The sequence below is a fragment of the Bacillus sp. JJ634 genome (assembly GCF_036962285.1).
GTDB lineage: Bacteria > Bacillota > Bacilli > Bacillales > DSM-1321 > Peribacillus > Peribacillus asahii_A.
Genome location: NZ_JBALMU010000167.1, coordinates 1 through 5,365, shown reverse-complemented (window position 1 = coordinate 5,365; position 5,365 = coordinate 1). Strand labels below are relative to the sequence as shown.

The 5,365-nt window shown below is 40.1% G+C and carries 6 protein-coding genes and 1 pseudogene; 2 read left to right on the top strand and 5 right to left on the bottom strand.

The genetic code is table 11. From position 1 onward, the window contains the following. Nucleotides 1-58: 58 nt before the first annotated feature. Both V7068_RS20275 and V7068_RS20270 read left to right on the top strand, forming a co-directional pair. A complete protein-coding gene (locus V7068_RS20275) occupies nucleotides 59-769 on the top strand; it encodes an SAM-dependent methyltransferase (RefSeq protein ID WP_499714287.1) in 711 nt (236 codons plus the stop codon). A gap of 219 nt (nucleotides 770-988) precedes the next feature. Continuing rightward, nucleotides 989-1,696 carry an IS6 family transposase gene (locus V7068_RS20270; RefSeq protein ID WP_499714286.1) on the top strand — a complete coding sequence of 236 codons (708 nt, stop codon included), beginning with the start codon at nucleotides 989-991 and terminating at the stop codon, nucleotides 1,694-1,696. A 581-nt stretch (nucleotides 1,697-2,277) separates the two neighbouring features. Here V7068_RS20270 and V7068_RS20265 read toward each other — a convergent pair. The 5 genes and pseudogenes from V7068_RS20265 to V7068_RS20245 form a co-directional block, all read right to left on the bottom strand. Then, a complete protein-coding gene (locus V7068_RS20265) occupies nucleotides 2,278-2,937 on the bottom strand; it encodes an anti-sigma factor (RefSeq protein ID WP_499714285.1) in 660 nt (219 codons plus the stop codon). A 59-nt stretch (nucleotides 2,938-2,996) separates the two neighbouring features. Then, nucleotides 2,997-3,542 carry an RNA polymerase sigma factor gene (locus V7068_RS20260; RefSeq protein WP_499714284.1) on the bottom strand — a complete coding sequence of 182 codons (546 nt, stop codon included), beginning with the start codon at nucleotides 3,540-3,542 and terminating at the stop codon, nucleotides 2,997-2,999. A gap of 96 nt (nucleotides 3,543-3,638) precedes the next feature. Then, nucleotides 3,639-4,112 carry a hypothetical protein gene (locus V7068_RS20255; RefSeq protein ID WP_499714283.1) on the bottom strand — a complete coding sequence of 158 codons (474 nt, stop codon included), beginning with the start codon at nucleotides 4,110-4,112 and terminating at the stop codon, nucleotides 3,639-3,641. A 38-nt stretch (nucleotides 4,113-4,150) separates the two neighbouring features. Beyond that, nucleotides 4,151-4,954 carry an extracellular solute-binding protein gene (locus V7068_RS20250; protein ID WP_499714282.1) on the bottom strand — a complete coding sequence of 268 codons (804 nt, stop codon included), beginning with the start codon at nucleotides 4,952-4,954 and terminating at the stop codon, nucleotides 4,151-4,153. Between the two features lie 140 nt (nucleotides 4,955-5,094). After that, nucleotides 5,095-5,365, bottom strand: a pseudogene (locus V7068_RS20245) (DDE-type integrase/transposase/recombinase); the annotation flags it as partial.

Below are 5,365 nucleotides of genomic sequence, written 5' to 3'. Positions count from 1 at the left end.
ATTTTCCAATAGTTTATGATAATATAAATTTAATTGTTGTTATAAGAGGTGAGTTTAGTTGAGTAGAGTTGAGCAGAGTAGAAAATTAGAGTTAGAACGAATTGTTTTTATCGGCAGAACCTTTGAAGAGTATATAGACATGTTTTCTCTTTCTAAAGAAGAACTGAAAGAGAAGAAGATACTAGATTGCCCGGCAGGAGCATGTTCATTTACAGCTATAGGTAACAAATTAGGATTAGACGTAACAGCATGTGATATTGCTTATTATTATTCAGGAGAAGACCTTGAAAATAAAGGTTTGCAAGACATTGAACATGCGATGGAACACATGGAAAGTGCGAAAAATAATTATGTTTGGGAATATTTCAAAGATATAGATGGCCTAAGAAAACATCGGTTGAGTGCTTTAAAAGATTGTACTAACGATATGAGGAAATCAAACGAAAGATACGTTCCCGTTATTTTACCTTCTTTGCCCTTTAATGATGAAGAGTTTGATATTCTTCTTTCTGCACATTTTCTATTTATGTACGATGACCGATTGGATTATCATTTTCATATAGAAACACTAAATGAGTTATTGAGGGTTTCTAAAGAGGAAATTCGTATTTTCCCTTTAGTAAATTTGGAGGGGGAACGGTCTGAGTATTTAGATAAAATAATAAATTATCTTACCGACAATGGTTGTATAGTAGAAGAGGTTAGAGTCCCTTATGAATTTCAGGCAAATGCTAATTCGATGTTAAAAATTAAAAAGGATAACAAATAATCGATCTTCAGCAATCGGGCGCTTTCTTGAGTAAAGAAAGTGCCTTTTTTCTTGTACGTCAAGGGTTCTAATGGTTCTAAAATTTGTTATTGTCTGGGATTGTTGAATATCATACGTATAAAAAAGTCGGTTCTGGTGCAAAAATTTCAAAACAGATGCAAGTAATCTTCCAAACTTGGACATACTGATACTATTACTCTAAAAAAGGACGTGATCAGTATGGAAAAGCAAAATCTATTCAAATGGAAACATTATCAACCTGATCTTATATTATTAACCGTCAGATGGTACCTGCGGTACAACCTCAGTTTTCGTGATTTAGTCGAAATGATGGAAGAATGTGGCTTATTGATAGCTCATACAACCATTATGCGTTGGGTGCATCAATATGGACCTGAATTAGATGAACGAGTACGATGTTATCTTAAAACAACCAATGATTCCTGGAGAGTCGATGAAACCTATGTGAAAGTCAAAGGTCAATGGATGTATCTGTATCGTGCCGTTGATTCAGAAGGAAATACCATTGATTTTTATCTAAGTAAAGCAAGAAATAAACAAGCGGCCAAGTGCTTTTTTAAGAAAGCCTTGGCTTTTTCGCACGTTTCTAAGCCTCGTGTGATAACAGTAGACAAGAACCCAGCTTATCCCGTCGCTATCCAAGAGTTAAAAGAAGAAAAGCAGATGCCTGAAGGCATCCAACTAAGGCAAGTAAAATATCTCAACAATATCGTGGAGCAGGATCATCGCTTTATTAAAAAACGAATCCGCTCAATGCTTGGATTAAAGTCCTTACAGACTGCCAAACGAATGATTACGGGGCTAGAGGCTATGCACATGATCAAAAAAGGACAGACTCTCCAAAGGGGGAAGTCTGTCCAAAATCAAAAAGAATTCATCGATCAACTGTTTGGACTAGTTGCTTAAGACCAGGGGTCACTAGAAATCTTTCGCTTTTTTATATTTTCTTCAAGTATTTGCACCAGAACCGTAGTATCAGTATGTTCAAGTTTTAGAGATTACTTGCAAGCGACTTGAAGTTTTTGCACCAGAACCTAAATTTGTAATAAATTAATTGAAAGCCATAGATATTTTAAATGGATTTTTTACCCTTATTGAATTACCATGCTATTTTTAAACTACTATTTACCTAGGCTTCGCCCTCCACAGTATGAAGGGCGAAGCCCAACTATGGAGTTAGAGATAAAACATCTTTTTGCAACACACAAGAACGTATGTTTCGTGTCGGGAAAATCTATTACATATTACGTGTAGCTTTAGAATAAAGTTTGATCAAAAATAACACATGAACCTGCATTTTTGCGGAAAATTCAAAGAATCCATTTTGAAAAAAGATCAATCAAAATGGATTCTACAGTTTAGAATACAGATGGAATTTTTATAAAAAAGTTTGATCATTTTTGGGTAAGTTTCTTGAACATTAGCACCCGTTCGTAATATAAGGTTAGCCAGATATTTAAAATGTATCTGTCTTTTTCTGTTACCATCTATGACCCGGCTATTTTTTCTCCCCTTGGCTGGCTGCTGTTGGCGTCCGGTTCGACAGTGATGCCGATTTGGTCAAAAGTCTGCTCTTCTGCGAGCTGGTAGGTCAGTATTCCGGATCCGTTTTCGTCCGGCTTGAATATGCCGCCATTTTCCCTCGTGCCGTTTTTCAGCAGCCAAACCTGGTAAACCTGTGAACCTTCGACGCCGGGCAATTCGTGAACCTGCACCACCAAATGTTTCTCTAATCCCTGCTGGACAATATAGGCGATGCCGTTTGTTCCCGTGTGGCTTTGATTGGCTGCTTTTAAGGGAATGGCCGTTAAAATTTCAATGGGTATATTTTCGGCATGGTGATTTTTTTCCTGTACATTCGCTATTCCAAGGCCAATAATCGCGAGCAACAAGACGGCCACAATACTGGTTGAAACTGGAGTGAACTGGCTTTTGAGCATCATGGCAAGCTTGCTCATCTTAGCCATGAATGTTTCCGTACCGCTTTTCCTTTTGTGATCAAAAACAAACCCCAGCACCTCGCCTTTTAGCGATTCAGGCACTTCGATTTCGGTATAATCAAACGGCAAAGCATGCCAGGCCTGAGACAATTCCTGATATTCTTTCTTACACTCCCTACAATTCTTTAAATGTTCAACAAAGGCCATGTGTTCGCTCTCCTTGAGCTCATTTGCTATATATGGAATTAAATAATCACAATCCCTTCTCATTTTATATCCTCCAGTTCTAGATGCTTCCTCAATCCTTTAAGAGCCTGATGAAGCCTGCTTTTAATCGTGCCGAGCGGCTCTTGTTCCAGCTTGGCAATCTCCGAAAGAGAATACCCTTTCCAATAAAGCAAATCGATTAATTTTCTTTGCGCCGTCGGCAATTTGTTTTTCGCTTTCGCAATATCATTCGTATTTACTCGTTGCTCGATTGCATTGGCAGGGTCAGCGATCTCTTCATGTTCCTCTTGATAGTGTTGCGTCTGCTTCTTCTCTTTGCGGAGGTAGTCAATGCAAATATTGCGGGTAATCGTGAGGAGCCAATTTACAAAGCTGCCTTGAGAGGGATCATAATAGCTGTTTGTTGTCCACAACCTCAAAAAGACCAACTGAATAATCTCTTTCGTCTTATCCTCATTCCCATTGCAAAACTTCATAACGAAGCCGTAAACAAGCTTTATATATCGATCATAAAGCTCCTCTAATGCGTGACCTTGTTTTTCGTTTACCAATCTCATTAATTCCGCATCGTGTTTTTCTTTCATGTGGCACTCCCTGCTATTGGATAAAAATGTATTGCCATTATACTATTTTAAAAGTAAGGATGGGAACGACCGCGACTAATCGTTCCCTGGGCAGGCTTATTCAAATTCTGTTTCGCTGTTTACGACAAACCATACATCTTTTACTCCTTGTCCGTTTACATCCCCTTCTTGCTGGTCTTTTGCAAAATAATAGAGAGGAAAGCCTTTGTACGTGACCTGCTTCTCCCCGTTGTCTTCTCTTGTGATCGTATCGAAATCCTTTTTATCAAAACCTTCTGGGACGGCGAAATCCTCCTGAGTAAATGCCGGCCAGTTTGCCAGGCAGTCTCCGCTGCAATTGCTTTTTCCTGCTTCGTCCTTTTTAAAGTAATACAGGGCTCTTCCCTGTGAATCCGCCAGGTACTCTCCAGCTTTCTCATTCTCCAAAAGCTGGAGGCTGTCAGCCAGGGCTTGTTCCGTTTGGGCTTGATCAGGTTGATCCGTCTCTGTTTTTTCCTCAGTGCTTTTTCCGCAGGCAGCCAAAGCAAAAATAATCGAAAGTATCGCGAGAGTAAAAATTCCTTTTTTCATGTATGTCCCTCCCAGTTTTTTAGATTTAAAGCTCGTCCTTACTTCCAGCCCCATTTTTGAAAGATTTGGTGAGATTCTTCCGTTCTTAAATAATCAATAAATTGCTGTGCCTCTTTTTTCTGATCGGTGATTTTCGTCAGGACAATCGGTGTTCCACGATAGAGCTTTTCTTCTTCGGGCAGTTCGACCAGGTCGGTCACATCCTGGAGCCGGTAATGCCACGATTCATAGGTAATCCAGGCGTCCAGGCTGGAATCCGATTTCCATCGTTCAATGGCTTCGGCACTCGACTTTACAGAAAGGTTAATATTTTGGGAAATGCCTTCGATCAGCCCTTTTCCGCCTGCCAGGTCTTCCCACAGGCCAAGCTGGCCAGCCCCATTCACATCGATTATTTTTACTCCCTTTTTCGTTAAGTCCTCCAGACTTTCAATCTTCTTAGGATTTCCTTTCCTCACCAATATTCCTGCAGCACGCGGGTAAAGCTCCATACGTGATTTAGTGTCAATCATTTCGGGGTGGTTAAAGATGAAGTCCTGCAACATATACTCGGAGCCACCGAAAATAATATCTGCATCTTGCTTTGCCTGGCCGATCCAATTGCCCTCTGGTCCGGCTGTTACTTCCACCTTGATTCCCGTTTCAGCTGAAAAATGTTCAGCAGCTTCCTTGATCGGGCCAAGTGGTCCGCCCGGTCCGTACACCCGGATGACATGATCACTTTGGCTGGAATTTGGTGTCGCCTGGGACGCTGGCTTACGGTCCATTTTTGCATAGGCTGACAATCCGGCAGCCGTAATGACAAAGAGCAGTAGAGCTGATAGGAACGCGGTCTTCTTCATGATTCTTCCTCCATTTCATACATGATTTTTACCGGTACTATTAAAGGAAACGAAGGGAGGCTGTAAACGGTTTGATTATAATTGCAAAATAGTTAGAAAGTTTCATAAATCTATTGAAAATTAGTCTGGTGAAGAATAAATAAAGGTCGAACTCTCTTTTTAATAAAACGATGATCTTGCTCCACAATGTTATTAAGATATTTTACCTGCCTTATTTGGATGCCTACGGGCATCTTTTTCTCTTTCTTCAACTCTTCAATCGCCATAGGATAGGCTGGGTTCTTGTCTACTGTGATAACACGGGGCTTTGAAACATGAAAAGACCGCAAAGCTTTCTTGAAGAAGCGCTTTGCAGTCTTATGATCTCTTGTTTTGCTTACATAAAAATCAATGGTATTTCCTTCTGAATCA

Coding starts and splice junctions, on each gene's coding strand:
- V7068_RS20255 (WP_499714283.1), bottom strand. CDS start 4,112: ATGAAAAAAGGAATTTTTACTCTCGCGATACTTTCGATTATTTTTGCT.
- V7068_RS20270 (WP_499714286.1), top strand. CDS start 989: ATGGAAAAGCAAAATCTATTCAAATGGAAACATTATCAACCTGATCTT.
- V7068_RS20265 (WP_499714285.1), bottom strand. CDS start 2,937: ATGGCCTTTGTTGAACATTTAAAGAATTGTAGGGAGTGTAAGAAAGAA.
- V7068_RS20250 (WP_499714282.1), bottom strand. CDS start 4,954: ATGAAGAAGACCGCGTTCCTATCAGCTCTACTGCTCTTTGTCATTACG.
- V7068_RS20260 (WP_499714284.1), bottom strand. CDS start 3,542: ATGAAAGAAAAACACGATGCGGAATTAATGAGATTGGTAAACGAAAAA.